The sequence below is a fragment of the Pseudomonas sp. FSL L8-0168 genome, from assembly GCF_037976155.1.
Taxonomy (GTDB): Bacteria; Pseudomonadota; Gammaproteobacteria; order Pseudomonadales; family Pseudomonadaceae; genus Aquipseudomonas; species Aquipseudomonas paracarnis.
The window spans coordinates 837,340-862,223 of sequence record NZ_CP150262.1; the positions used below are offsets into that span (position 1 = coordinate 837,340).

Annotated in this window: 23 protein-coding genes and 1 pseudogene; 7 read left to right on the forward strand and 17 right to left on the reverse strand. The window is 60.6% G+C overall.

Features of this window, described 5'->3' with window-relative positions; translation table 11 throughout:
• Positions 1 to 10: 10 nt before the first annotated feature.
• The 7 genes from MHH62_RS03450 to MHH62_RS03480 all read right to left on the reverse strand — a co-directional run bounded on the left by MHH62_RS03450 (position 11) and on the right by MHH62_RS03480 (position 7,381).
• Positions 11 to 787, reverse strand: a complete 777-nt coding sequence (locus MHH62_RS03450) for an alpha/beta hydrolase (RefSeq protein WP_198833129.1) — start codon at positions 785 to 787, stop codon at positions 11 to 13.
• A 25-nt stretch (positions 788 to 812) separates the two neighbouring features.
• Positions 813 to 1,322 (reverse strand): cytochrome P460 family protein, encoded by a 510-nt coding sequence (locus tag MHH62_RS03455; RefSeq protein WP_103451372.1) that lies wholly within the window; start codon positions 1,320 to 1,322, stop codon positions 813 to 815.
• A 24-nt stretch (positions 1,323 to 1,346) separates the two neighbouring features.
• Positions 1,347 to 2,420 (reverse strand): alpha/beta hydrolase, encoded by a 1,074-nt coding sequence (locus MHH62_RS03460; protein WP_198833131.1) that lies wholly within the window; start codon positions 2,418 to 2,420, stop codon positions 1,347 to 1,349.
• Positions 2,421 to 2,482: 62 nt separating this feature from the next.
• The gene (locus MHH62_RS03465; protein ID WP_339232498.1) at positions 2,483 to 3,850 is read right to left on the reverse strand and encodes an epoxide hydrolase family protein; all 1,368 of its coding nucleotides are present in this window, start codon (positions 3,848 to 3,850) and stop codon (positions 2,483 to 2,485) included.
• Between the two features lie 484 nt (positions 3,851 to 4,334).
• Entirely contained in the window at positions 4,335 to 4,583 is a 249-nt protein-coding gene (locus tag MHH62_RS03470) for a CsbD family protein (protein WP_014718439.1), read from the reverse strand.
• A 319-nt stretch (positions 4,584 to 4,902) separates the two neighbouring features.
• The gene (locus MHH62_RS03475; RefSeq protein ID WP_339232500.1) at positions 4,903 to 5,511 is read right to left on the reverse strand and encodes a dTMP kinase; all 609 of its coding nucleotides are present in this window, start codon (positions 5,509 to 5,511) and stop codon (positions 4,903 to 4,905) included.
• A 142-nt stretch (positions 5,512 to 5,653) separates the two neighbouring features.
• On the reverse strand, positions 5,654 to 7,381 hold the full coding sequence (locus MHH62_RS03480; RefSeq protein ID WP_020301502.1) for a hydrogenase maturation protein: 1,728 nt from the start codon (positions 7,379 to 7,381) through the stop codon (positions 5,654 to 5,656).
• Between the two features lie 217 nt (positions 7,382 to 7,598).
• Here MHH62_RS03480 and MHH62_RS03485 point away from each other — a divergent pair, with 217 nt between their 5' ends.
• From MHH62_RS03485 to MHH62_RS03495, 3 genes are all read left to right on the forward strand, one after another.
• On the forward strand, positions 7,599 to 7,826 hold the full coding sequence (locus MHH62_RS03485) for a hypothetical protein (protein ID WP_003191203.1): 228 nt from the start codon (positions 7,599 to 7,601) through the stop codon (positions 7,824 to 7,826).
• Between the two features lie 55 nt (positions 7,827 to 7,881).
• Positions 7,882 to 8,142 (forward strand): metallothionein, encoded by a 261-nt coding sequence (locus tag MHH62_RS03490; protein ID WP_014718436.1) that lies wholly within the window; start codon positions 7,882 to 7,884, stop codon positions 8,140 to 8,142.
• A 117-nt stretch (positions 8,143 to 8,259) separates the two neighbouring features.
• Positions 8,260 to 9,165 carry a LysR substrate-binding domain-containing protein gene (locus tag MHH62_RS03495; RefSeq protein ID WP_339232504.1) on the forward strand — a complete coding sequence of 302 codons (906 nt, stop codon included), beginning with the start codon at positions 8,260 to 8,262 and terminating at the stop codon, positions 9,163 to 9,165.
• A 1-nt stretch (position 9,166) separates the two neighbouring features.
• Here MHH62_RS03495 and MHH62_RS03500 read toward each other — a convergent pair whose 3' ends face one another.
• The 8 genes and pseudogenes from MHH62_RS03500 to MHH62_RS03535 all read right to left on the reverse strand — a co-directional run.
• On the reverse strand, positions 9,167 to 10,099 hold the full coding sequence (locus MHH62_RS03500) for a cupin (RefSeq protein ID WP_339232505.1): 933 nt from the start codon (positions 10,097 to 10,099) through the stop codon (positions 9,167 to 9,169).
• Positions 10,100 to 10,230: 131 nt separating this feature from the next.
• Positions 10,231 to 11,721 (reverse strand): aldehyde dehydrogenase, encoded by a 1,491-nt coding sequence (locus MHH62_RS03505; RefSeq protein ID WP_020301498.1) that lies wholly within the window; start codon positions 11,719 to 11,721, stop codon positions 10,231 to 10,233.
• 123 nt (positions 11,722 to 11,844) lie between these two features.
• Positions 11,845 to 13,224 (reverse strand): APC family permease, encoded by a 1,380-nt coding sequence (locus MHH62_RS03510; protein WP_339232506.1) that lies wholly within the window; start codon positions 13,222 to 13,224, stop codon positions 11,845 to 11,847.
• A 145-nt stretch (positions 13,225 to 13,369) separates the two neighbouring features.
• Positions 13,370 to 14,752 carry an aspartate aminotransferase family protein gene (locus MHH62_RS03515; RefSeq protein ID WP_014718431.1) on the reverse strand — a complete coding sequence of 461 codons (1,383 nt, stop codon included), beginning with the start codon at positions 14,750 to 14,752 and terminating at the stop codon, positions 13,370 to 13,372.
• Between the two features lie 36 nt (positions 14,753 to 14,788).
• Positions 14,789 to 15,628, reverse strand: coding sequence for a helix-turn-helix transcriptional regulator (locus MHH62_RS03520; RefSeq protein ID WP_032873985.1), 840 nt, complete (start codon positions 15,626 to 15,628; stop codon positions 14,789 to 14,791).
• A 101-nt stretch (positions 15,629 to 15,729) separates the two neighbouring features.
• A complete protein-coding gene (locus MHH62_RS03525) occupies positions 15,730 to 17,061 on the reverse strand; it encodes an LLM class flavin-dependent oxidoreductase (protein WP_032902618.1) in 1,332 nt (443 codons plus the stop codon).
• 22 nt (positions 17,062 to 17,083) lie between these two features.
• Positions 17,084 to 18,040, reverse strand: a complete 957-nt coding sequence (locus MHH62_RS03530; protein ID WP_201915088.1) for an ABC transporter substrate-binding protein — start codon at positions 18,038 to 18,040, stop codon at positions 17,084 to 17,086.
• Between the two features lie 176 nt (positions 18,041 to 18,216).
• Positions 18,217 to 18,333, reverse strand: a pseudogene (locus MHH62_RS03535) (ATP-binding protein); the annotation flags it as partial.
• Positions 18,334 to 18,475: 142 nt separating this feature from the next.
• Here MHH62_RS03535 and MHH62_RS03540 point away from each other — a divergent pair.
• On the forward strand, positions 18,476 to 19,345 hold the full coding sequence (locus tag MHH62_RS03540; protein ID WP_014718426.1) for an oxaloacetate decarboxylase: 870 nt from the start codon (positions 18,476 to 18,478) through the stop codon (positions 19,343 to 19,345).
• A gap of 4 nt (positions 19,346 to 19,349) precedes the next feature.
• Here MHH62_RS03540 and MHH62_RS03545 read toward each other — a convergent pair whose 3' ends face one another.
• A complete protein-coding gene (locus tag MHH62_RS03545; RefSeq protein ID WP_032873990.1) occupies positions 19,350 to 19,826 on the reverse strand; it encodes a helix-turn-helix domain-containing protein in 477 nt (158 codons plus the stop codon).
• 107 nt (positions 19,827 to 19,933) lie between these two features.
• On the opposite strand from MHH62_RS03545, the gene fabF reads away from it, so the two are divergent.
• From fabF to MHH62_RS03560, 3 genes are all read left to right on the forward strand, one after another.
• Positions 19,934 to 21,202, forward strand: a complete 1,269-nt coding sequence (gene fabF, locus MHH62_RS03550) for a beta-ketoacyl-ACP synthase II (protein WP_019820073.1) — start codon at positions 19,934 to 19,936, stop codon at positions 21,200 to 21,202.
• A gap of 71 nt (positions 21,203 to 21,273) precedes the next feature.
• Positions 21,274 to 21,654 carry a RidA family protein gene (locus tag MHH62_RS03555; protein WP_014718423.1) on the forward strand — a complete coding sequence of 127 codons (381 nt, stop codon included), beginning with the start codon at positions 21,274 to 21,276 and terminating at the stop codon, positions 21,652 to 21,654.
• A gap of 262 nt (positions 21,655 to 21,916) precedes the next feature.
• Positions 21,917 to 23,896, forward strand: a complete 1,980-nt coding sequence (locus MHH62_RS03560) for a U32 family peptidase (RefSeq protein WP_014718422.1) — start codon at positions 21,917 to 21,919, stop codon at positions 23,894 to 23,896.
• 76 nt (positions 23,897 to 23,972) lie between these two features.
• On the opposite strand, the gene MHH62_RS03565 is transcribed toward MHH62_RS03560, so the two are convergent.
• The gene (locus MHH62_RS03565) at positions 23,973 to 24,881 is read right to left on the reverse strand and encodes a DMT family transporter (protein ID WP_032903427.1); all 909 of its coding nucleotides are present in this window, start codon (positions 24,879 to 24,881) and stop codon (positions 23,973 to 23,975) included.
• Positions 24,882 to 24,884 lie beyond the last annotated feature (3 nt).

Here is a 24,884-nt window from a genome sequence, read left to right on the forward strand (position 1 = left end):
CCCTGGCGTGTCATTTCGCCGTGGCGGCTTTTTCGATGAGGCGGGCAACCGGTTCCGGGTTCGAAACCATCACCACATGGGAAGCGCCCTTGACCACTTCCACGGCTTTGGCAGCGGCGCGCTTGGCCATGAATGCCATGGCTTGCGGGGGAATGTTCTTGTCCTTGTCGCCGTAGATGTACCAGGACGGAATATGCTTCCAGGCAGGGCTGCCGGACGCTTCGTTGAGCGCCGCTTCCGTTACCGGGCGTTGGGTGGCGGCCATCAATGCCGCCTCTTTCGCGGGGACGTCAGCGGCGAACTGGTTGTGAAACTTGTCCTGCTGGATGTACAAGTCCTTGCCCCCATCGGCCAGCGGTACAGGCGCAGCCAGCGTTGGACCCAGCGTGCTGCCCGGGAATTTGCCGGCCAGCCCGGCGACGGTTTCCCCGGCCTCAGGTGCAAACGCACTGACGTAAACCAGGGCTTTGACGTTTGCATGATCGTTGGCCGCGTCACTGATAACGTTGCCGCCATAGGAGTGGCCGACCAACACCACCGGCGAATGAATGCTCGTCAACAATGCCGAGATTGCCGAACCATCGCTCTTTACACTGCGCAATGGGTTGGCAGCGGCAACCACTGGATAACCGTCCTTCTCGAGAATCTTCACGACCCCATTCCAACTCGACGCATCGGCAAAGGCGCCATGTACGAGCACAATCGTGGGTTTTTCAGTTTGCGACCAGGCGTGTGTCGCCATGCTCAGGCTGACGGCGACGGCCAGTGCGGTTACTACTTTTTTCATTGTTGACTCCAGGTTTGACGGGAAATCAGGGAGCGAAGCGAGTGAAGACAAAATCGTGATTACGCACTCGCGCCTGGTGACAGGCGAAGCAAGTTTGGTGTTGGGCTTCATCGGCCGGTTTACCGTTGATAAACCGCCCGAATCCCCAACCACCGGTTGCTGCATATTTTTTCGAGTCCTTGACCATCACCTGCACGGTCGTGGCCGGCCCCGGGATGGACGCCGGCTCGAATTCCGGGGACTGCACATGTTTCCAGGCCAGCTTTACCAGCACCGTGCCATCAGGGAATGGCAGCGTTGAATCCTGATAAGCCTTGATGGCCAAGTCATTGCCCAGCACGGCTCGCAGTTCGTTCAAGGGGGCCGCTTCCTGCGCCGGCGCAATCAGCGGCCATAGGCGGTAGTTTTCCGGCAATTTCACGCCATAGATTGGTGAGGCGTCGCCAGTACTGGCGTCGCCCGAGGCCACACCCGTAGCGCTCAACGCTGCGATTGCAATGGCAGCCGACATCGCGGCCAGAAATTTCAGCTTCATCATCGCCATCCTCTCAGCCGGTTTTCAAAGATGATCGGCGTCGATCACCGCCTGGGCGAAGGCTTTCGGCGCTTCCTGCGGCAAGTTGTGGCCTACACCACCGGTGATCAATCGGTACTCATACTTGCCAGTGAAGCGCTTGGCGTACGCTTCGGCAGGTGGGTGCGGTGCGCCGTTCGCATCACCTTCCAGGGTGATGGTGGGCACACTGATGGATGGAAATGCCGCGAGTTTCTTCTCCAGCGCGTCGTATCTGGCCTCGCCCTTGACCAACCCCAGGCGCCAGCGATAGTTGAAAATCGACACGGCCACGTGATCAGGGTTTTGCAAGGACGCCGCGCTGCGCTCATAAGTGGCGTCGTCGAAATTCCACTGTGGCGACGCCAGCTTCCAGATGAGCTTGGCGAAGTCATGGGTGTTTTTTTCGTAGCCCAGGCGCCCGCGCTCGGTCGCGAAGTAGAACTGGTACCACCACTGCAGCTCGGCGGCTGGCGGCAATGGCGCCTTGCCCGCCTCTTGGCTGCCTATCAGGTAACCGCTCACAGCGACCAGGGCTTTCACTCTTTCCGGCCACAGTGCGGCAACGATATCCGCAGTGCGGGCGCCCCAGTCAAACCCACCCAGCACCGCGGTCTTGATCTTCAGCGCGTCCATGAAGTCGATCAGGTCGGTCGCCAGCGCAGCAGGTTGACCATTGCGAATGGTCTTGGCCGAGAGAAAATGCGTATCGCCATAACCACGCGCAGAAGGGATCAACACTCGATATCCCTTGTCCGCCAAAGCAGGAGCGACATCAGCGTATGCGTTGATATCGTAGGGCCAGCCGTGCAACAAAATGACCACAGGGCCATCGGCTGGGCCGAGTTCCGCGTAAGAAACGTTCAGCAACCCCGCTTTCACATGCTTAAGTGCACCGAGAGAGGTGTGAGCTCCCGGGTTGATCGCCCCAATGGTGGACGCGGGTACATCAGCCGCGTTGGCTTGGGAAAAACCGACAGCCACCGCCGCGAATTGCAGCACTGCTGCTGCCAACAGCGATGGGGCAAGACCCCGCAGGCGGCTGGATTTATTTTGATTGTTCAGCAAGGTCATCTCCATGGTATTTCTCCGTAGCGAGCCGCCGAATAGCGGCCCGGTGTGTTGGCTCGATTGCGTGTGAGCTACTGGCCTGTCTTCGTTGCGCTCAGCTTGGCGCGCAGCGGCCGGAAGGCCTCCCGCAACTCTTCGCTGAACAATTGAGGTTGCTCCCAGGAAGCGAAGTGGCCGCCCTTGTTAACCTGGTTGTAGTAGGAAAGTGATGGGTAAGCGCGTTGCGCCCAGCTTTTTGGCGCCTGATAGATCTCGTGCGGGAAGACCGTGATCGCCACCGGCACCTTGATGCTTGCGGTGTGCTGCGCGGCAGCGCTGAAATTGTTGTTGTTGTTTTCCCAGTAGAAACGCGATGACGATGCGCCTGCGTTCGTCAGCCAGTACAGGCTGATATCGTCCAGCATCTCGTCACGGGTCAATACCCGTTCAGGCTGGCCATCACTGTCCGTCCACGCGGCGATTTTTTCGTACATCCACGCCGCAGTTCCGGTAGGCGAATCGGCCAGCAGGTAACCGATAGTCTGCGGGCGCGTAACCATCATCGCGCCGTATGCTGCATTGCGGCCGAAGAAGGTGCTCAAGGAATCAAACGCTTTGCGTTCAGGCTCAGTGAGCCCGTCAGGGGCCGGGTCACCACTATTGATCGGCTTGACCAATTCGGGCGGGATGGTGGCCGGCATGTTCAAGTGAATGCCCAACAGCCCCGGCGGATTCAGGCGGCCCAATGCATCCGATATGACCGAACCGTGATCTCCGCCCTGGGAAACATAGTGGGTATAACCCAGACGCTTGATGAGCACATCCCAAGCCTTCGCGACTCGATCCGGCCCCCAGCCCAATTCAGTTGGCTTACCGGAAAAACCGTGTCCCGGAATCGATGGAATGATCACGTCGAACGAATCTTCAACCCTACCGCCGTAAGCAACGGGATCCGTCAGCGGGCCGATAGTCTTCAAGAACTCAAACTGTGAGCCAGGCCATCCGTGTGTCAGAAGCAGCGGCATCGCGTTGGGGTTTGGCGAGCGAACATGGATGAATTGAATGTCCACGCCGTCGATAGTCGTGATGAATTCAGGCAGCGCATTGAGCTTCGCTTCGGCCTTGCGCCAGTCATAGCCGCTGCCCCAATACTTCACCAGCGCCTGGACCTGGGCCAACTGCACGCCTTGGGAAACGTCGTTGACGGTCTCTTTGTCCGGCCAGCGGGTCGCCGCAATGCGCTTTTTCAGATCGGCCAATTGCGCTTCATCGACGTGAATTCGATAAGGTCTAATCGATTCGGGATGGGTCGAGGCCGAGCTGGCACCTGACGCATCGACGGCCGGGCCAGCAGCCCAGGCAGCACCGCTGCCGGCTATCAGGGCCAACCCCAAAGCGCCCATTCTCACGGAAGAAGCCAGACAATGGCGCCAGGTGAAACCGAACGTAGCTGCAGGCATTTTGAATTTCCTATAAGTCATTGGTCGACAACGTCGCGAAACGCGCAGAGATAACCGCGAGTTAAATGAGTCATCCATTGGAAAAGGTTTGCGCCTTCTCGATGGGTTCATTTAAAGCCCCGCGGGTATCCCGTATGTGTCATCAACCGACTTAAAGGAATCGCTGTGTATCTATCCAAAGCGCAGATACAAAACGATACAAACCGACCACTCGCTCATAAAAAAGCCAATGCCCCGACTTGTCGGGGCATTGGCTTTTCTGGGACCTGGAAAACATAAGGGCTTTTCAGCCCATCAAGCTCGGCAAAGGGCACCGCGTCGATTGCCAGGCAGCATGACTTGGCTACCCAAGGAACAGGCAGTTCCCCCGCTCCACTTCACGCCCTTCCACGCCTGCAAGAAACTGCAGAAATTTGCCCCTGATTCTGGTTAGCGTTCACCATCGTTTCTACCGCGTTAGCAATCTTATTGAAGCTACTGCTGTTCAGCGACCAAGCAATCTCTTCAGCACCAGTAGAGCAACAGCCCCGATTGCCAGTGCCGCAACCGGTTTTTCTTTGACGAATGTAGAAACGCTGTCCAGTGCGTCACCATAGGTTTGCGTCAGTTGACCCGCAGCCTGGCGTCCAGCGCCCTCAGCTTCCAACTTCGAATCACCAAAAAGCTTCCCGACTGCGCTCTGCGCTTTGCCGGCAACCTTTTCTACAACGCCTTCTACCTGTTCGCTCTTCATGATTAACCAAACCTTCGTGTGTGATTGGGTAACCCAGGAAAAACCTGGGTTTGAGGCAACGTGCAAAGCGTTAGGTGGACAGGCTTATTGATTAGTTCAAAGTTGATGAGCCTCACTTAGTCCAGATCAACCGATAAGTCTTCTTCCCTGTAGCGGCATCGTGATAGGGGTTTTCGCCCGGGACACATCGCGTGCGCACGCACGGGCGTCCCTCGCAGTCAATAATGGCGGCGGCACCACCCTGGCGTTTCAACGCTTCTATGTTTTGCTCAAGCGCCGCTAACTCTCGTTGCCTTTGCGCTCTTCATCTTGAATTCGATCAAAGGACTTTATATATCTGCGAAACCACCCGCCTCATCGCCTCCTCAATCGTCCCTTCATTGCGACAGATCACCCACCCCTGCCCCACCGCCGCTCGTTCAAACGCCTCGGTACACACAACTTGCTCCTCCAGCTTAAACATCACCGTACTGCTCAGCCCGCGCCGTCGTGCTGCCGCCCGAGCCCAGGATATTTGCGCCGCGGTGACAACCCCCACATGCAGATCCGGCACTTGCACCTGTCGATCAATGTTCAGCTCAAGAATGTCTGCAAAGGGTATCAATCGACGAAACGCAGCATCAGATGGGTACCAGCGATCCATCAGGATGATGCTGTCAGGTGGCTGTACGGCCAGTACGTGCTGGGTAATCCAGCTGCGGCTGTCAGCAAAGCGCTCACACACCTCAAGTTCCAGATCCCGGCTGGGGTCTCTGGCGAATTTGTTAACCAGCGCCATCGTTTGCGCTCGATAGGGATCGCTCTTGCGCTCGCACAGTCGGACGACCTTTTTATTGTCGGCCCTCAACGCTGTCGTAACGGCCTCCAACAGCGTGGTTTTGCCGGTACCCTTGGGCCCATCCAACGAAATAAACAGCGCCCGAGTCATACGAGCGCTGCGTCATCGTTAAGGTTGTACAGTTCCATGGGGCCTCTAGTTTGAGCGTTTGGGCAAATCGGACTTCATTATGGGGAACCCTATCGCCCAACGCGAGGCTGGGCTGGCCGCCGCGCCCTCCCCGCGTCGACGGTCAGTCATTCAGCATCCGGCTTTGCGGCACGCCAGCCTCGTAGCTCAACGCCCACGGCGCAATCAACCGCTGCGGGGTCTGGCAGGTTTTGCGTTTAAACACGAAGTTGCGGCATTTCTCGGCAAACTGCTGGCGATTTCCCACCATGTCGAATCGCATCTGTGCCAGTTCCTGCTCGCGACAGCGTTCAACTTGCTGAGTATCCAGCGTGGCTTTACGTGTGCGTGCATGAAGGTACTTATCATCGGTCAACGCACTGTCGGCCTGTTGCAAAAGCCACAAGCCAAATGCTTGTGGGCAACGCGGGCCGATGGCCTGAACCATGCCGTACTGCTGGGCCTGGATGGCGCTGATGGGCAGGCATTCTTCGGTAAGCTTATGCGCGATTTCGCTGCCCACGGCCCGTGGCAGGCTGTAGGTCCAGTATTCGGAGCCGTAGAGTCCCATGGTCTTGTAGTGCGGGTTGAGCACCACACCTTCGCGGGCCAATACAATGTCGGCGGCCAGCGCCAGCATCACACCGCCTGCGCCTGCGCTGCCGGTCAGGCCGCTGATCACCAGTTGCCTGGCAGTGAGCAGCTCCAGGCACACATCGTCGATGGCTTGAATGTTGGCCCAGGCTTCCAGCCCCGGCACGTCGGCGGCCTGGATGACGTTTAGGTGCACCCCATTGGAAAAGCTGCCGCGCCCGCCCTTGATCAGCAACACTTGGGTATCTCGCGCCTTGGCCCAGCGCAACGCTGCGACCAGCCGCTGGCATTGTTCGGTGCTCATGGCGCCGTTGTAGAACTCGAACGTCAGTTCGCCGATGTGGCCGAACTCTTGGTAGCGAATGGGTTGATAGACCCGCTCGTTGAACGCCTGGCAGGCGATTGAACTGTCCAGCACCGGCACCCCGGCCAACTGCTCAGCCAGAACGTGCCGTGCCGGTCGCTTGAAGGTCTCTGGGCCTTTGGGTTTGAGCGAGCCGATCCACAGGCTGTGATCTCCAGCCGCTACCAGCACGGCATCGTCCTGCACTGCGAGGATTTCTCCCGGGGTGCCCTGGCGAGCGTCCAAGTGCGCGTCGTAGAGGTAATATTGCCCGCCCAACAGGCTGGCCAACACGCCGGGCTGGCCATCGGCAGCGTCGATGCTGCGCTTGATAAAGCCTGCGCAATCGAACCAACTGAAGGTGCGGTCGGCCTGGGTCATGTTCGGCTGCAAGCGTCCGATGACGCTGGGTTGGGTGTAATCGAGCGGTGTCGGGACGAAGCCTTTGGCGAATTTCGCCACTACATCACGGATGCAAACCATCGCGGCGTCGCTCACCAGGCCGTTGTACAGCTCGGATTTGCGCACCTGGGCGGGCATGTCGAACTCACAGGTGGACCAGATTGGCCCGGCGTCCATTTCCTCCACCGCTTGCAAGGCGGTGACGCCCCAACGGCGGGCCTGCTGGGTGATGGCCCAGTCCAGCGCACTGGCGCCACGGTCGCCGACGATGCCCGGATGGATGATCACCACCGGGCGTTGCGGATGGCTCCACAGTTGATGCGGCACACGGTCCTTCAAAAATGGGCAGATCACCAGGTCGGCGCCAGACGCCTCGACCTGCTGGCATACCGTGGCTTGATCGGTGAACACCACAACGCTGGGGTCGTGACCCGCTTGGCGCAGATCCAGCCAGGCCCGTTGGGTTAAACCGTTGAATGCCGATGATAACAACAGGATCTTCAGTGATCGCATGGCTGACTCTTCCTTGAGAATATGCGACCAGAGCAGCCCGTTGAGCCGTCCCTGGCCATCGATAAGCGCCCAAGGTTATAGAGCGAGCCAGCCTCCCCACCTGATCGAGATCAATAGATGAAAGCGGCTTATTTTTTCTGAATCACCGCGCAACCTACTCATCAAATGAACATGCCCTGCTCGGGTACGCCTTGTTAACCGTAACGGAGCCACGTTCATGTTCGAGAAACCGCATTACCTCATCAGTTTCATCCTCGACAACCAGCCACAAAGCCGCACGCTTGAGCACGATGCCGACACGCTGGACCCTCAATGGGCCGAGTCCCTGCTCAGGCAGCGCTTTGCAGAGCTCAAGGACGCGAAATTGAGCGACGTCCAGGTGCAAAAGCGCAACAAGCCCGCCGATGAAGGCCATGACATCCCAGGGCATTACCAGCAGCCGTGATCGCGTATCACAAAAGCGCTGACCGTTCACCAATCACTGAATATTCGGAGGACCTATGAACCCGACAACTCAAGGTTTGCCCTGCGCCTGCCCAGGCTGCACCTGCCAGGTGACCCATGACACGCGTCACCAGCGCAACGGCAAAGCCTACTGCAGCCAGGCATGCGCCGACTTGCACCCACAGGGTCAAGCGTGCCCCAGTGCCGATTGCCATTGCGAGTCGAATGTGAAGGTGCGAGACCGCTCCGTCAGCGATAGCCAGCTCGACGAGGCGATCGAAGAAACCTTTCCTGCAAGCGATCCCATATCGCCTTGATCATTCAGCCCCACTAGGAAAACGGGGGTTGCATCGTGGCTCTAGGGTCTAGCAGTTGACAGCCCCCGGCAAAACTCAACAACCTGCACGTCTCACCGCCCTGCCCTGAGGCTGCCCTTGGACTATTTCACCGCGCTCACCGCCTTCATCGAAGCCGCCGAAGGCAACAACTTCTCGCGTGCCGCCGAACGTTTGGGGATCAAGGCCTCAACGGTTTCACGCTATGTGAAGGACCTTGAGCAGGACCTGGGCATCGCGCTGTTCAACCGCTCCACACGCACGCTGCATCTGACCGAAGGCGGCCAGACCTTCCTGATACACGCACGCAGAGTATTGGATGAACTGGAAAACGCCAAGGCAGCCACGTCTGCGCTGAACCAGCATCCCCGGGGCGTGTTGAAACTCAACCTGCCACCGGCGTTTGCTCGCCATCACATCCTGCCGGCGTTGAATGACTTTCTGGCGCGCTACCCGCAGATCAGCGTGGAACTGGTGCTGGATAACAAAAAGGTCAATTTGATTCATGCCGGCGTCGACTTGGCCATCCGCATTGGCGAGCTGGCCGATTCGACGCTCAAGGCACGCAAGCTCAGCGACGGCCACTACCGCTTGGTGGTCAGCCCGGCGTTTGGCACGCAGCACCCTCCTCCGTCCACGCCCACAGACTTGGCCGGTGTGCCTGCGGTGCTGGGCACGGCTACCATCGGCGATATCAGTCTTGTATCCGCCGGCCGCGCGCTCCCGTTGCAGCATGACGGCGTCATTCGAATCAATGACCTGGACGCGCAACTCATCGCCGTGCGCCAAGGCTTGGGCTTTGGGCTGTTGCCGGACTGGCTGGTGGCGCGAAGTATCGAGGCCGGCGACTTGGCAGTGTGGCTACCCGAATGGCACATCCAGGGCGTGGAGCGGGCGTTTGCGGTGTGGTTTGTGTACCCGCCCAAGCGCATCGTGTCATCGAAAGTCCGGTGTTTTATCGACTTTATCGTTGATCGACTGGGCGAAACACCGGACTGGAAGTGACTCAACTGAAGCGGATATCCAACGCACGCAGGTAGGTTTGCAGCCCCGCATCCTGAATCGGGATCAGGAACGCCTCGCTATCCGATTCATTAAAGTGCGCATGCCAGTAACCGGGTGGTGTGACAAACGCCAGGCCGGGCGACCAGTCGACCCGCTGCGGGTTACGGATTTGCCCATCCGCGTCCAGCTCGGTGCCCACCAATGAATAACAGCCCTTGGGGCAATCAATAATGAAGTCCAGTGCAATCGACTGATGCCGATGGGGTTTCTGCACCGATCCCGCCGGCAGAATTCCGTACATGGCCCACAGCACGTGAGTCACCGTGCGCGTCTGCGGGAAATGACGGTTGCCCAGCAGGATGCTGATGCGGCTGCGGTCCTGTGCCCTGGGATCATCGGCCGCTTCACGCAACTTCGCGTTGGCCAGCGCTGCTGGGTACAGGGTCGGCGCAAAGCGATCGGCGCGGGGTGTCACCCCCAGGTAACGCAGCAACGGCTCATCGTGAACATAGTAAAGACGTGCATCCTCGCGGGCACTGAAGTGCGCCTGCTGTAATCCCGGCAGGGCAATAAAGCAGCCCTTGGACCATTGAATCTCATACTCCCCCTGAACCATGCTGCCTTGCCCGGCAATCACGTAGAACACCTGGGAAGTGGCGTTGGGTTGCAGGGTCAGTGTGTCACCACGGTTAAGGCGCATGAAGTTTGCGCATAACCCGGGGCCGGTGGCGGGGCCTTCGCAGCCCAAAGCCTCGCTGAGGTCCAGCGGTACCACGCGGGAGGGGCCATTGTCATACAGCGAGGCGGGAAAGCTGTGGTAGGGAATGCGGGAAATCAGGTTGGCACTGATGGGGTTCGCCGCCTTGCTGTACTCGAAGTACTCGGCGTCCACTTGGTTGATATCCGTCAGTGCGGGGTCCAATTCACGGTTCATCAGGCTCACCTCAGTCTTGGGCTGGATCGCGCAGCGCGGTTGAAGCGCTGCACGGGGTGAGTGGACTATAGGCATTGCCCACTGGCGGATGAATGCCTGTGACGGCACAGCAGTTATGCGAAACGGGGCAGTTAACGCAACTGGAACCAGGTGGTTTTCAGTTGCGTGTACTTATCAAACGAATGCAGCGACAAATCGCGCCCGAACCCCGACTGCTTGCCGCCGCCAAACGGCACGGTCACATCCAGCGCATCAATGGTGTTGACCGACACGGTGCCGGCGTTCAGGGCACGGGCCACGCGATGCGCACGGTTCAGGTCATCACTCCACACCGAGGCCGCCAGGCCATAAAGGCTGTCGTTGGCTTGCTGAATGGCCTGTTCTTCGGTATCGAAAGCGCTCACCGCCAGCACAGGCCCAAACACCTCCTCCTGGGAAAGGCGCATGTCAGCGGTGACGTTGGCGAATATCGTCGGCTGGATGAAGTTTGAACAACCCTCAATGTTCAACTGTTGGCCACCGGTCAACAGCGTGGCACCGTCTGCGTGCGCCCGGCCGATGGCTTGCATGATGCGTGCGGTTTGCCCGCTGTCGACAATTGCACCGGCGGCGCTGGCGGGATTAAGTGGGTTGCCGGGCATCCAGGCGCGGGATTTATCGATCAGGCGCTCGATGAACTCGTCGTGGATGCAGCGTTGCACGTAGAGGCGCGAATTGGCCGAACACACCTCGCCCTGGTTGAAGAAAATCCCAAAGGCCGCCTTCTCCGCCGCCAGGTCCAGGTCCTGACAGTCTGCAAACACCAGGTTCGGGCTCTTGCCACCACACTCCAGCCACACCTGTTTGAGGTTGGACTGGGCGGCGTACTGCATGAAGTATTTGCCCACCTGGGTGGAGCCGGTAAACACCAGGCAATCAACGTCCGGGTGCAACCCCAGTGCCTTGCCGGCGCCCTCGCCCATACCTGGCACCACGTTTAGCACGCCTTCGGGGATGCCTGCCTCCAGCGCCAGTTGGGCCAGGCGCAGGGCGGAAAACGGCGATTGCTCAGCGGGCTTGAGCACCACGCTATTGCCGGCCGCCAAGGCGGGTGCCAGTTTCCAGGCGGCCATGTCCAGCGGAAAATTCCACGGCACCACCGCGGCAATCACACCCAGGGCTTCGCGGGTGATGGTCGCCAACGCGTTGTGGGCAGTCGGCGCGACCTGATCGTAGAGCTTGTCCAGGGCTTCGCCGTACCAGGCGAACACATGGGCCGCGCCGGGCACGTCAACGTTATAGGCGTCCATTACCGGCTTGCCCATGTTCAGGGAGTCCAGCAGTGCGAGTTCTTCGCGGTGGGTCATCAACAGGTCGGCGAGTTTGATCAGGACTTTTTTGCGTTCGCCTGGAGGCATGCGCCGCCACGGGCCGTTCTCAAAGGCGCGGCGTGCGGAGCGCACTGCCAGGTCGACCTCCGCTGCACCGCAGGCGGCGACCTGCGCAAGGACTCGGTTAGTCGCCGGGTTGATGGTGTCGAAGGTCGCCCCGCAGAGTGCACCTACGGGATGGCCGTCGATCAGGGCGGTGCTGATGAAGGTTTGGCGAGCAGCGCGTTGCTGCCAATAGTCTAGGTTGAACATGTTGTATTCCTGAAGCGGGGTATGGATCCAACATCCTGGCCGGCCCTGAGGGCGCCATCGGGGGCAAGCCCCCTCCCACATGAGCCCAGGTGTGTCAGTTGTATAAGTGGGTGGCTATTTCGCTTATTCGGCCATGTGCAATTCCGGCATCCCCACCCGGAACCCTCGGGTGAGGCACAGCAAACACAGCAGCCCCAGGCCCATCCAGCACAGGCCGATGGTGAACGACAGGCCCGACAGGCTCGTCCACAACCACAGCGTGCTGAGAAACCCCAGGCCTGGCAGGGCGGCGTACAGCAGATAGTTGCGTGTACCGCGCAGCTTCTGGTCGCCCAGGTAATGCTTGATCACGGCCAGGTTCACCGCCGAAAACGCGAACAGCGCGCCAAAGCTGATCATGTTGGCCACGGTGTCCAGGCTGATAAACAGCGCAATCAGCGAAAACAGGCTGACCAGCATGATCGCGTTGGCCGGCACGCGTTTTTTCGTCACCAGCTTGCCGAATACCCTGGGCAATGCGCCGTCGCGGCCCATGGCGAACAGCACCCGTGACACGCTGGCCTGGGAGACCATCGCGGAAGCGAAACAACCCGCCACGTAGGTGGCGGTAAATGCACTCACCAGCAGCTCACCGCCGACCCGACGCATCACATCCACCGAAGCCGCGTCGGGATCGGCGAAACTGTTCCATTCCGGGAAGACCATCTGGGCGCAATACGACACCACCAGAAACAGCAGCCCACCGATCAGCGACACCGCCATGATCGCCTGCGGAATGGTACGGCGCGGGTCCGGCGTCTCCTCGGCCATGGTCGATACCGCATCAAACCCCAGGAACGACAGGCACAGCACCGCCGCGCCGGTCATGATCAGCGGCACACTGAAACCTTCATGGTAAAACGGCTTGAGCAGCGGCACCGGCTCGGCTTGCCCGCTGAGGTTGTGGATCGACAACGCCACGAACACCACGATGAACACCAGTTGGGCCACGATCAGCACCCAATTGACCCGGGTAATCGACTCGATACCCACCAGATTGAGCGCCGTCACCAGGGCAATGGAGCCCAATACGCATACGGCGGTGGGCACGGTAGGAAAGTATTCGGACAAGTAGATGCCGATCAGCAAATAGCTGAGCAGCGGCAGGAAGATGTAGTCCAGCAGCAAGGTCCAGCCGGCGATAAAGCCGAAGGAGGCGCCAAACGCCTTGCGCGTATAGGTGTAGACCGAGCCCGAATAGGGGTGCGCCTTGACCATGCACCCATAGCTGTAGGCCGTCAGCAGCATGGCAGCCAGGGTCAACAGGTAGGCGGTGGCCAGATGCCCTTTGGTCATCTGGGTGACCAGGCCGTAGGTGGTGAACACCGCCAGCGGCACCATATACGCCAGGCCGAACAGTACAAGCCCGACAAGGCCCAGGGGTTGTCGAAAGCGGCGCGATGAGGTCAGTTGGGTTGAGGTTTGATGGGCGGGAGTATCGGCTACGTTTGTTATTGTATTCATTGCTGACTCCTGGAAAGTGGAATGCAGGGCACCGCGGTGTTCGATCAAATCGACACCGTTGATGAGTCATCCATTGGGAGCGGTGGGCAGGCCGCTATGGGGCGCCCACCCTGTTCAACCGAGCGGCATGCAGGGGCTTAGCCCTTCACAGTTTTCCCGCGATCCGTGCGGTGCGGTCCACCGCGATGCGGGTTTTGTCGACCAGCTCATCAAGCTCCGCGCGGCTGGCGACCAGGGCCGGCGCCATGATCATACGGCCCAGGGTCGAGCGAATAATCACGCCTTCTTCGAAGCCAAACGTGCGGCATTGCCAGGCCAGGTCGTTTTCATTGGCAAAGCGTTTGCGCGTGCCCTTGTCCTCGACAAACTGCAAGGCTGCCAGCAGGCCGGTACCCTGGATCTCGCCGATCAGCGGGTGGTTCCCAAAGACTTCATGCAGGAGCGTGTGCAAATACGGCCCGGTGTCGTCCTTCACCTGGCGCACGATCCCTTCGTCACGCAGCGCCTTGAGGTTGGCCAGGGCCACCGCCGCCGCAACCGGGTGCCCGGAATACGTCAGTCCATGGGCAAACACCCCGCCTCGCTCCACCAGGGCTTCGGCCATGCGCTTGCTCAATACCAAACCGCCCATGGGCAGGTAACCGGAGGTCAGGCCCTTGGCGATCGACAACGTGTCGGGTTCGAAGCCGAAATGCTGATGGGCAAACCATTCACCGGTACGGCCGAAACCGCCAATCACTTCATCAGCGCACAGCAGCACATCGTATTGGCGACAGATGCGCTGGATCTCTGGCCAGTAGCTTTCTGGGGGGAAAATCATGCCGCCGGCGCCCTGGAAAGGTTCAGCGATAAAACCGGCGACGTTTTGCGCGCCCAACTCCAGGATCTTTTCTTCCAGTTGTAGAGCGCAGCGCCTTCCGAACTCGGCCGGGGTCAACTCACCGCCCTGGGCGTACCAATAAGGCTCGTCAATGTGCGCGACGTCCGGGATCAAGCCGCCCATTTCATGCATGAATTTCATGCCGCCCAGGGCAGACGCCGCCAGGGTGGAGCCGTGATAGCCATTCCAGCGACCGATCATGATCTTCTTCTGCGGCTTGCCGAGCACTTGCCAGTAGCGGCGTACGGTGCGGATCAGCACCTCGTTGGCTTCGGAACCGGAGTTGGTGTAGATCACATGGCTGTAGTGCTTTGGCAACAGGCTGAACAGCAACTCGGACAGCTCGATCACCGCCGGATGGGTGGTGTGAAAGAACATGTTGTAGTACGCCAACTGATCCATCTGCGCAGCCGCCGCAGCGGTCAGGTCCTTGCGCCCATAACCCAGCTGCGTACACCACAGGCCCGACATCCCGTCCAGGTAACGCTTACCCTCGCTGTCCCACAGGTACAGGCCCTCACCGCGGACCATTACGCGTGGGCCTTCGGCATTCAGCGCCTTTTGATCCACAAAGGCATGGATATGGTGCGCCGCGTCCGAGGCCTGGTAGTCCTGGGTCTGGCGTTGCGGTTCAAAGGGTAGGTTCATGGCTTTTTCTCTTGTTGTGGGTGGTCATGCAGCCGGTCAACGGCTTTTGCTCATGTAGCGTTCGAGGGGGTCTTTGCTCAGCCCGCCCTGGGCCTCGGCCAACGAGTCGATAAACAGGGAAAACAGTTCCGATTGCGTGCCGATGTCGAGCTTGCTGTAGATGTGCTTACGGTGGGACTTGATAGTGTCTTCGGAGACTCCGAGGCGCTCGGCCAGCGAACGTGTGGAGTGGCCGCGCAGGATCAACTGGGTGATCCGGCATTCGCGTTCGGTGAGCAGCGACGAGCCGAAGTTGTTGAGTGCCGAGTGAATACGCTGTTCCAACAGGCTTTCGAAGCGCGCGCCCTGAGTCTCCAGGCCGGCGAAGTGCTTGCCCAGCACCGCCAGTACCCAAGGTGCTATGCGCTTGAATTGCTCGGTGGTGGCCGCGTCGAGCTTTTGCGTAAAGGCCAGCGACACCGCCAGGCTCAAGCCGTTGCTCGCCTGCAGGATGTAGTTGAGCTCATCCTCCAGGTGCGAATGCCGGTAAAAGGACTGGTAGTACTCGCTGTGCTCGAAGTGATCGGGGGCTACGTCGGCGAGGTCGTAGCAGCCGGAAGCCGCCCCCTCCACGCAGGCGCCGTAGAACGGGTCGAGCAAGTAAAACCCGGAGAGGTACTGGCGCACATTGCCCTGGGGCAGCCATGGCCCGTCCAGTTCGAACACTGCGCTGGGCATGCCGTCGTGGGGGTACAGGTACAAGGTCGTGGCCTGAATGGGGCGGATACACCCCAGGGCATCGAACAACGTGGCGGCAAACCCCGCGTGCCCGATGCTCTCGGTCACCCTGGCTATCTGTTCGAACCACTGGGCTGAAGACAGTCGATCATTATCCACTTCGAAGACTCGCCGTCATAACGGTTGGGTGCGACACCAGGTCACTGGCGCCGGGGACTGAAGTGATAGTCCCACACCCGCAAAGTCATCGAAATCACCCCTTAGGGTGAGGGGGTGCGCGCAAACCTCGGAATCGCCAAGCCCAGGCTTTCACGCAAGGTCGAGCCCTCGTAGGCCGTGCGATAAACACCGCGCTCCTGCAGCAAAGGGATCACCTCCTGAGTAAAACGATCAAATTGCCCAGGGTGCCCGATGTAGATATTGAACCCATCCACCGCCCGCGCCTGGAACCAATCCGCCAGTTTCTGCGCCACCGTGGCGGCGCTGCCCACGAACGCGCCTGGGCGCAATTGCCGGCCAAACTCGACGGCCTGGCGCAGGGTAAAGCCCTTTTCCCGGGCCTGATCTGCGATGCGTTTGGCTGCGGTGAAAAAACTGCTGCGCGCGGCCTCCAGGCTCTCTTGCGGGAACGGCGCGTCCAGGTCGTATTGGCTGAAATCATGCCAACCAAAATTGCGCCCGAACTCCTTGAGCGCCAGCGCGAAACTGTGGTCGAGCTGATGATAGTGCTGCTCGATTTCCCGGGCATGGGCATCGGTGTCGCCCACGTAAATTTCCGCACCGGGCATGATCAGTACCTGTTCCGGATCGCGCCCCCGTTGTGCCGCCCTACCCTTGATATCCCGGTAAAACGCCTGGCCCTGCTCGATACTGGCTGCGTGGGTGAAGATCACATCGGCGGTGGCGGCGCCCAGGTCACGGCCTTGTTCGGAGTCGCCAGCCTGGAATATCACCGGTTGGCCCTGGGGGGAGCGCTGGATATTCAGCGGGCCCACCACCGAAAAGTGTTCGCCCTGGTGGTTCAGGCTGTGCAGCTTGCTCGGGTCGAGAAACTGCCCAGTGGCACGGTTGCGCACAAACGCATCATCTTCATAGGAGTTCCACAGCCCCTGCACCACCTGAACATGTTCGGCGGCACGCCCGTAGCGGGTGGCGTAGTCGTAGTGTTCGTCGCGGCTGTAATTGCCGGCGGTACCGGCATCGCCACTGGTCACCACGTTCCAGCCGGCGCGGCCTTTGCTGATCAGGTCCAGGGAGGCCAGGCGCCGGGCGACGTTATACGGCGAGTTATACGAGGTGGTCAGCGTACCGACCAGGCCGATATGCCGCGTGCTCACGGCCAGTGCCGACAGCAACGTCAGCGGCTCCAGGCGATTGAGGTAATGGGAGGGCGAGCCTTCGGTGATGAACTGGCTGTCGACGATGAACAGCAGGTCGAACAGCGCCGCCTCGGCCTGGCGCGCTATCTCGATGTACCAATCGACGTTGACGCTGGCATCGGCCGGCAATTGCGGGTCAAGCCACAGGTTATGGCGGCCCGGCCCACCGCAGCCCATGGTCAGAGCGCCCAGTTTGAGCTGTCTTTTAGTCATTGCGCAGTAGTCCTTCAAGCGGTCAGGGCTGGGTGGTGGCGACGGCGGGTTGCAAGGCGGCCGCGAATGAAGGGTCGAACAACGTGGCGGCCGAGTAAGACTTGACCAGACCCAGGCCGGCAAAAAAGTCCACGGTCTTTTGCGCCTCGATGGGCGCCTGAGGCGTCAGCGGCTCGACGGTGGTGCGTGCGCGGGCAAACCAGACGCGGGCGATGTCGGCATCAGCGCGGGTGCGCTTGGCCCAGGCATCGGCATACGCGTTGGCGTTGGCCGGGCTCTGGCGCGCCCAATCGCGGGCTTTTTTCAGGCGCTGGAGAAAGTCACTGATGGGTTCACGCTTGGCCTCCACAGCACTGGCGTTGGCGGCAATGAAACTCTGGGCCGGGATCAAGTCTTCAGCGGTTGCCAGCACCCGCGCACCTTGGCGTTCCTGTTGCGTGACGTAGGGTTCCCAGGTGGCGATCACGTCAACGGCACCGCCTTCCAGCGCGTGGGAGGCATCCAGGGCGCTGAGGTAGCGCCATTGCAGCGAATCCCGCGCAACCCCGGCCTTGTCCAGTGCGGTCAGCAACAGTTGCTGGCTCCAGGAACCTTTCCAGATCGCAGCGCGCTTGCCTGCCAGATCGGCCAGGCTGTGGATCGACGAGTCTTTTTTTACCAGGATGGCTACGCCGTCGAGATTTTGCCGGCTGACGGCAATCACCTTGATCGGTGCACCCAAGGCGCCCAGGAACAACACCGGGGCATCGCCGAGCAGGCCCAGGTCCAGGCTGCCGACGTTGAGCGCTTCGGCCACTGGTGAGCCGGCCGTGAACTGTTTCCAGTCCAGCGTGTAGGGCAAGTCATCCAGCACCCCCGCCGCTTCCATCACGGCCTGGGCGTTGTAGCTCTGGTCGCCGACCACCAGGGTTTGCGCTTGCGCCGTCAGGCACAGAAATGAGGCGGCGAACCCGGCCGCCAGGATTTTGAGGTAACGCACGTTCGTCTCCAGATGCCTTGTGGGGCATGCAAGTCGATCCGCACGCACGGTCTCGGTTTAAAAGGTTATTGTTTATAGCTATGGGGTGTGAGGGCTATTTTTGCGGGCTGAAGGTAAGATGTAAAATACTGATTACGCATAACCTAATTCAATAAAAATGCGTATATCGCATCACGCTAGCGCGCAAATTCAATCCGGGCCATCAAGCCCGAACCACGCCGAAGGCGAAAGAACGGGTCGAATACACGCTCCAGGTCCGCTTCGGGAATCCCCGGCCCCTCGTCGCTGACCTCAGGCCGGCCCGGCATACAGCCCCGGCGCTCGTTAGCACGCCTGCTCAAACGTCATAATCACAGGGGCATCTGCGTGGTAATCTCCCGGCACCACGAATAGACATTGATCGTCACTTGACGATGACCAAAGCCAGGAAAGACCATGCCCAAGATTTCTCACTCAGCGCTACGCCGTAACTTCCGTGACCTGCTGGCAACGCCCCTGTGCGTTGAAACCGCCTCCGTATTCGACCCCATGTCTGCCCGCATCGCGGCCGACCTGGGGTTTGAAGTGGGAATCCTGGGCGGTTCAGTCGCCTCCCTGCAGGTGCTGGCGGCCCCCGATTTTGCGTTGATTACCCTGAGTGAGTTCGTCGAGCAAGCCACCCGCATCGGTCGTGTGGCCCAACTGCCATTCATCGCCGACGCCGACCACGGCTACGGCAACGCCTTGAACGTAATGCGCACCGTCGAAGAACTGGAACGCGCCGGCGTCGCGGCGCTGACCATCGAAGACACCCTCTTGCCCGCGCAATTCGGGCGTAAATCCACGGACCTGATTTCCGTCGAAGAAGGCATCGGCAAGGTCAAGGCCGCGCTGGAGGCACGTGTCGACCCGGCGCTGTCGATCATTGCGCGCACCAATGCCGGCGTGCTGCCCACCAGCGACGTGATTGCGCGGACCAAGGCCTACGAAAAGGCCGGTGCTGACGGCATCTGCATGGTCGGCGTCAAGGACTTCGACCACCTGGAGCAAATCGCGGAGAACCTCAGCGTTCCGCTGATGCTGGTGACCTACGGCAACCCGCAACTGCACGACAGCGAGCGCCTGGCCAGCCTGGGCGTGCGCATCGTGGTGGCCGGGCATGGCGCCTACTTCGCCGCGATCAAGGCCACTTACGACAGCCTGCGTGCCCAGCGCCAGCTGACCCACAGCACCTCGAACCTCAGTGCGACGGAGTTGACCCACACTTACACCTTGCCTGAGAGCTATGTGGCGTGGGCCGAAGAGTTCATGGATGTAAAAGAGTAATCAATCACTCACGGCTCAGCCGTTGGCGCATCCCTGCGCTGGCGGCCGGGCCGGGCTGTACCACGCACTGATCCATCGCCACCCACGCACCTTCCTCCGTCGCCATCATCGGCTGCACCGGCCGGCCCGTCTCGCGTTCCACCACCTCGACACTGATGCCCTCCTCGGCGTAATGCCGATTGCCCCAGGCCACCAACGCCATCAGCACCATACGAAAGTCTTCGCCTCTGGCCGTCGGCACGTATTCGTAGCGTGGCGGCCGCTCGCTGTAGGCGCGGCGCTCCAGCATCCCCGCTTCTACCAAGCCATTAAGGCGCCGCGTCAGCATGTTGGGCGCGATGCCCAGGCTGCGCGAGAACTCGTCAAAACGGCGCAGGCCGTGCAAGGCGTCGCGCATGATCAGCATGCTCCACCACTCCCCTACCCGTTCAAGGCTACGGGCGATGGGGCATTCGGCACTGATGAGGGATTTGCGCTGCATAAGTATTCCTGTGTGCGAGTACAAACTTGTAGGACACCATGTTACTTTCATGATGATAGTGACGTCCATACGCTGTGTATCCTTCAAGCAACAGGAGTCGATTGAGCATGAGTAAACGTATCGTCGTGACGGGCATGGGCGCGCTGACGCCGCTGGGGTCGAGCGTGGAATCCACTTGGCAGCGCTTGCTGGACGGGCAGTCGGGCATCCGCTGTTTGCCGCAAGAGATGATCGGTGATCTGGCGGTCAGCATCGGCGGCCAGGTGCAAAGTGCGTTGCAAGACCCCGAAGCCGGTTTTGATCCTGATCGACTGTTGGCGGCCAAGGAACAGCGCAAGATGGACCGCTTTATCCTGTTCGCCCTGGCGGCGGCGGATGAAGCCCTGAAGCAGGCCAATTGGGCCCCCAAAACACCTGAGGAGCAGGCGCGCACGGCGACCATCATCGCCTCCGGTGTCGGTGGTTTCCCGGCCATTGCCGATGCGGTGCGCACCACTGACAGCAAGGGCCCGCGTCGTCTGTCGCCCTTCACCATTCCATCGTTTCTGAGCAACATGGCCGCCGGGCATGTGTCGATCAACTATGGCTTGAAAGGCCCGCTGGGTGCGCCAGTAACCGCGTGTGCAGCCGGGGTTCAGGCTATCGGCGACGCAGCGCGAATGATCCGCGCCGGGGAAGTCGACGTCGCGGTATGCGGCGGTGCCGAAGCGGCGATTCATCGCGTCAGCCTGGCCGGTTTCGCCGCAGCGCGAGCGTTGTCCAGCGATTTCAATGCCACCCCGCAGCGCGCTTCGCGCCCCTTCGATCAAGCGCGCGACGGCTTTGTGATGGGCGAAGGCGCCGGCATTCTGGTAATTGAAGAACTGGAGCATGCCCTGGCGCGGGGCGCGCAGCCGATTGCCGAACTGGTGGGCTATGGCACCAGTGCAGACGCCTATCACATGACCGCAGGGCCTGAAGACGGTGACGGTGCGCGCCGGGCAATGACTCAAGCGTTGCGCCAGGCGGGCATCGAGGCATCGCAGGTGCAGTACCTGAATGCCCACGCGACCTCCACGCCTGTGGGCGACAAGGGCGAGCTGGCGGCGATCAGGACGGTATTCGGTACCGGCGGCAGCCCGGCGATCAGCTCGACAAAATCCGCCACCGGCCACTTGCTCGGTGCTGCGGGGGGCATCGAAGCCGTCTTTACCGTGCTTGCCCTGCGTGACCAGATCGCGCCAATGACACTCAACCTGGAAAACCCGGACGCCCTCGCCGACGGCCTGGACATGGTGCGCGATGAGGCGCGTCCCATGCCGATTGAATATGCGCTGTCCAATGGCTTCGGCTTTGGCGGCGTGAACGCCAGCGTACTGTTCCGGCGCTGGATATAAGCCGGGGTTTGCCCCTGGGCCGAATTTCACCGACCATGGCGCCTTTCTGTTCCTGCCAACACGAGGTGCCCATGGCCAACCACGACCTGTCCTATACCCCTGACCCGGACGCCGATTCCATCTCCTCCGACGTGATCGGCTTCAACGGCATCCTGGTCTCCACCCAGATTCCCACCCATGCCGATGGCAGCCTGGAGCTGGGCGATATCACCCTGCAAAGCGAGTGCACCCTGCAAGCGCTGAAAGTTGCGCTGGAAAAAGCCGGCAGCTCCATGGACCGGGTCATGCACCTGACCATCTACCTCACCGACATGGCCGACCGCGCGGCGTTCAACGAGGTCTACAAGCGCTTTTTCGCCAAGCCCTGGCCAGTGCGGGCGGCAGTGGGCGTTGCCGCCTTGGCGGTAGAAGGTATGCGGGTGGAAGTGACGGCGATGGCTGCCAAGGCTTGAATCTGTGACGCCGTTAGCGCCGATCTGATCGGAATGTCGAACGCCGTCAAAAAGGTGGGAGCTGGCTTGCCTGCGATAGCGGTGGTGAATGTTCAATCGCCATCGCAGGCAAGCCAGCTCCCACATTGGGGCTTCGTTGCGTTGAGTAATGCGTTCGCTTAACGGACTTGCATTAGGCCCGACAGCCCTGCGGTAGATGCCGCCCAGGCATTTCACAGCTACAATGCGCGCCTCAACCGTGACAAGCCTGACTAAAAAAACTATGTCCTTGCCCAAGCATCACCTGGAATTGCTCAGCCCTGCCCGCGATGTCGCCATTGCGCGCGAGGCTATCCTGCACGGCGCCGACGCCGTTTACATCGGCGGGCCGAGCTTTGGCGCCCGCCATAATGCGTGTAACGAGGTGAGCGATATCGCCCAACTGGTGGAATTCGCCCGCCGTTACCACGCCCGCGTCTTCACCACCATCAACACCATTTTGCATGACAACGAGCTGGAGCCCGCGCGCAAGCTGATCCATCAGCTCTACGATGCCGGTGTGGATGCGCTGATCGTGCAAGACCTGGGCGTGATGGAGCTGGATATTCCGCCGATCGAGCTGCACGCCAGCACCCAAACCGACATCCGCACCCTGGGCCGGGCCAGGTTTCTCGACCAGGCCGGTTTCTCGCAGTTGGTACTGGCCCGCGAGTTGAACCTGCAAGAGATCCGCGCCATTGCCGACGAGACCGATGCCGCCATCGAGTTCTTTATCCACGGCGCCCTGTGCGTAGCGTTCTCCGGGCAGTGCAATATCTCCCACGCGCAAAATGGCCGCAGCGCCAACCGTGGCGACTGCTCCCAGGCCTGCCGCCTGCCCTACACCCTGAAAGATGACCAAGGCCGCGTGGTGGCCTTTGAAAAGCACCTGCTGTCGATGAAAGACAACAATCAGAGCGCCAACCTGCGCGCCCTGGTCGAAGCGGGTGTGCGTTCGTTCAAGATCGAAGGCCGCTACAAGGACATGGGCTATGTGAAGAACATCACCGCCTACTACCGACAGCGCCTCGACGAGATCCTCGAAGACCGCCCGGACCTGGCCCGCGCTTCCAGCGGGCGTACCGCGCACTTCTTCCTGCCCGACCCGGAAAAAACCTTCCACCGGGGCAGCACCGATTACTTTGTCAGCGACCGCAAGATCGACATCGGCGCGTTTGACACCCCGACCTTTACCGGCCTGCCCGTGGGCACCGTGGAAAAAGCTGGCAAGCGCGACTTGCAGGTGGTCACCCATGAGCCGCTGTCCAACGGCGACGGCCTCAATGTGCTGATCAAGCGTGAAGTGGTGGGTTTTCGCGCCAACATCGCCGAGCCCAAGGGTGAGTTCGAGGAAGACGGTGAAAAGCGGTACCGCTACCGCGTCGAGCCCAACGAAATGCCGGCCGGCCTGCATCAACTGCGCCCCCATCACCCGCTCAATCGCAACCTGGACCACAACTGGCAACAGGCCCTGCTCAAGACCTCGGCCGAGCGCCGTATCGGCTTGTCATGGGTCGCGTGCCTGCGTGAAGAGCAGCTGCAAATCACCGCGACCAGCGAAGAAGGCATCAGCGCCAGCGTCACCCTGCCCGGCCCGTTTGGCGTGGCCAACAAGCCGGAACAGGCGCTGGATACCCTGCGCGACCTGCTCGGCCAACTCGGCACCACCGAGTACCATGCCACCCGCATCGAACTGGATGCGCCACAGGCGTTCTTCATTCCCAATTCACAGCTCAAGGCCTTGCGCCGTGAAGTGATCGAAGCACTGACCGCCGCACGCGTCGCCGCGCATCCGCGGGGCGGGCGCAAGGCTGAAACCTCGCCGCCGCCGGTTTACCCTGAGGCGCACCTGTCGTTCCTGGCCAACGTCTACAACCAGAAGGCCCGGGACTTCTACCATCGTCACGGCGTGAAGCTGATCGACGCCGCCTTCGAAGCCCACGAAGAAACCGGCGAAGTGCCGGTGATGATCACCAAGCACTGCCTGCGTTTCTCGTTCAACCTGTGCCCTAAACAGGCCAAGGGTGTGACCGGGGTAAAGACCAAGGTGGCGCCGATGCAATTGATCCACGGTGACGAAGTGCTGACCCTGAAGTTCGACTGCAAACCCTGCGAGATGCATGTGGTGGGCAAGATCAAGGGGCATATCCTCGGCCTGCCGCAGCCTGGCAGCGCGGTGGAGCATTTCAACCCGGAAAACCTCATCTATCAGGGCACGCACTAACCCTCATCTGTAGGAGCGAGCTTGCTCGCGAAAAGCTCGAGGACGCCGCGTTTCAACCCGATGCGCTGCGTCATCGTTAGCCTTCTTCGCGAGCAAGCTCGCGCCTACCGAGGTTGCGGGGCCACCACCAGCCCCGCTGCAACCCTGCCGCTGCCAGCAGAATCGCCGCCACACCCAGCCATTGCAGCCACCCCAGGCGATGCCCGAACGCAATCCAATCCACAAAGATCGCCGCAATCGGGTAGATGAACGACAGTGCGCCGGTAATGGCCGTCGGCAGTTTCTGGATCGCGCCATACAGCAGTACATACATCAAACCCGTGTGCACCACCCCCAAGGTGACCAAGGCCGCCCACGTCGTGGTGGATGCCGGCAGGCCATTCCAGGGCACCAGCGGCGCCAGCAATAGCGCGCCAGTGGCCACCTGGATCAATGCCATCAAATGCGGCGGTACTTCCTTGAGGCGCTTGATGATCAACGCCGCGACCGCATACAAAAATGCCGCGCCCAGGGCCAGCGCGATGCCTACCAGGTAATCTCCTCCACCCGTTTGCTCGCCATGGGCGGTAACAATCGCCAACATGCCCAGGAACGCCACGCTCAACCACGCCAGTTTCTGCACGGTGATTTTTTCACCGAGAAACACCGCCGCCAGCATTACCAGAATAAACGGCTGCACGTTGTACACCGCGGTGCTGATCGCGATGGAGGCACGGGAGTAGGATTCGAACAGCAGCAACCAGTTGCCGACAATGGCCACACCGCTGAGCACGGCCAGCCCCAGTTTTGCCCAACTGAGCAGGTCCAGGCGCAGGTAACCCAGCCAGGCGCACACCAGCACCAGCGTCAGCGCACCGATCACGCAGCGCCAGAACACCACCTCGATCACCGACACGCCAGACACCAGCACAAACCAGCCAATGCTGCCCGAGATCAGCATGGCGGCGACCATTTCCCACGACCCGCGACGGATGGATGAATCCATGAT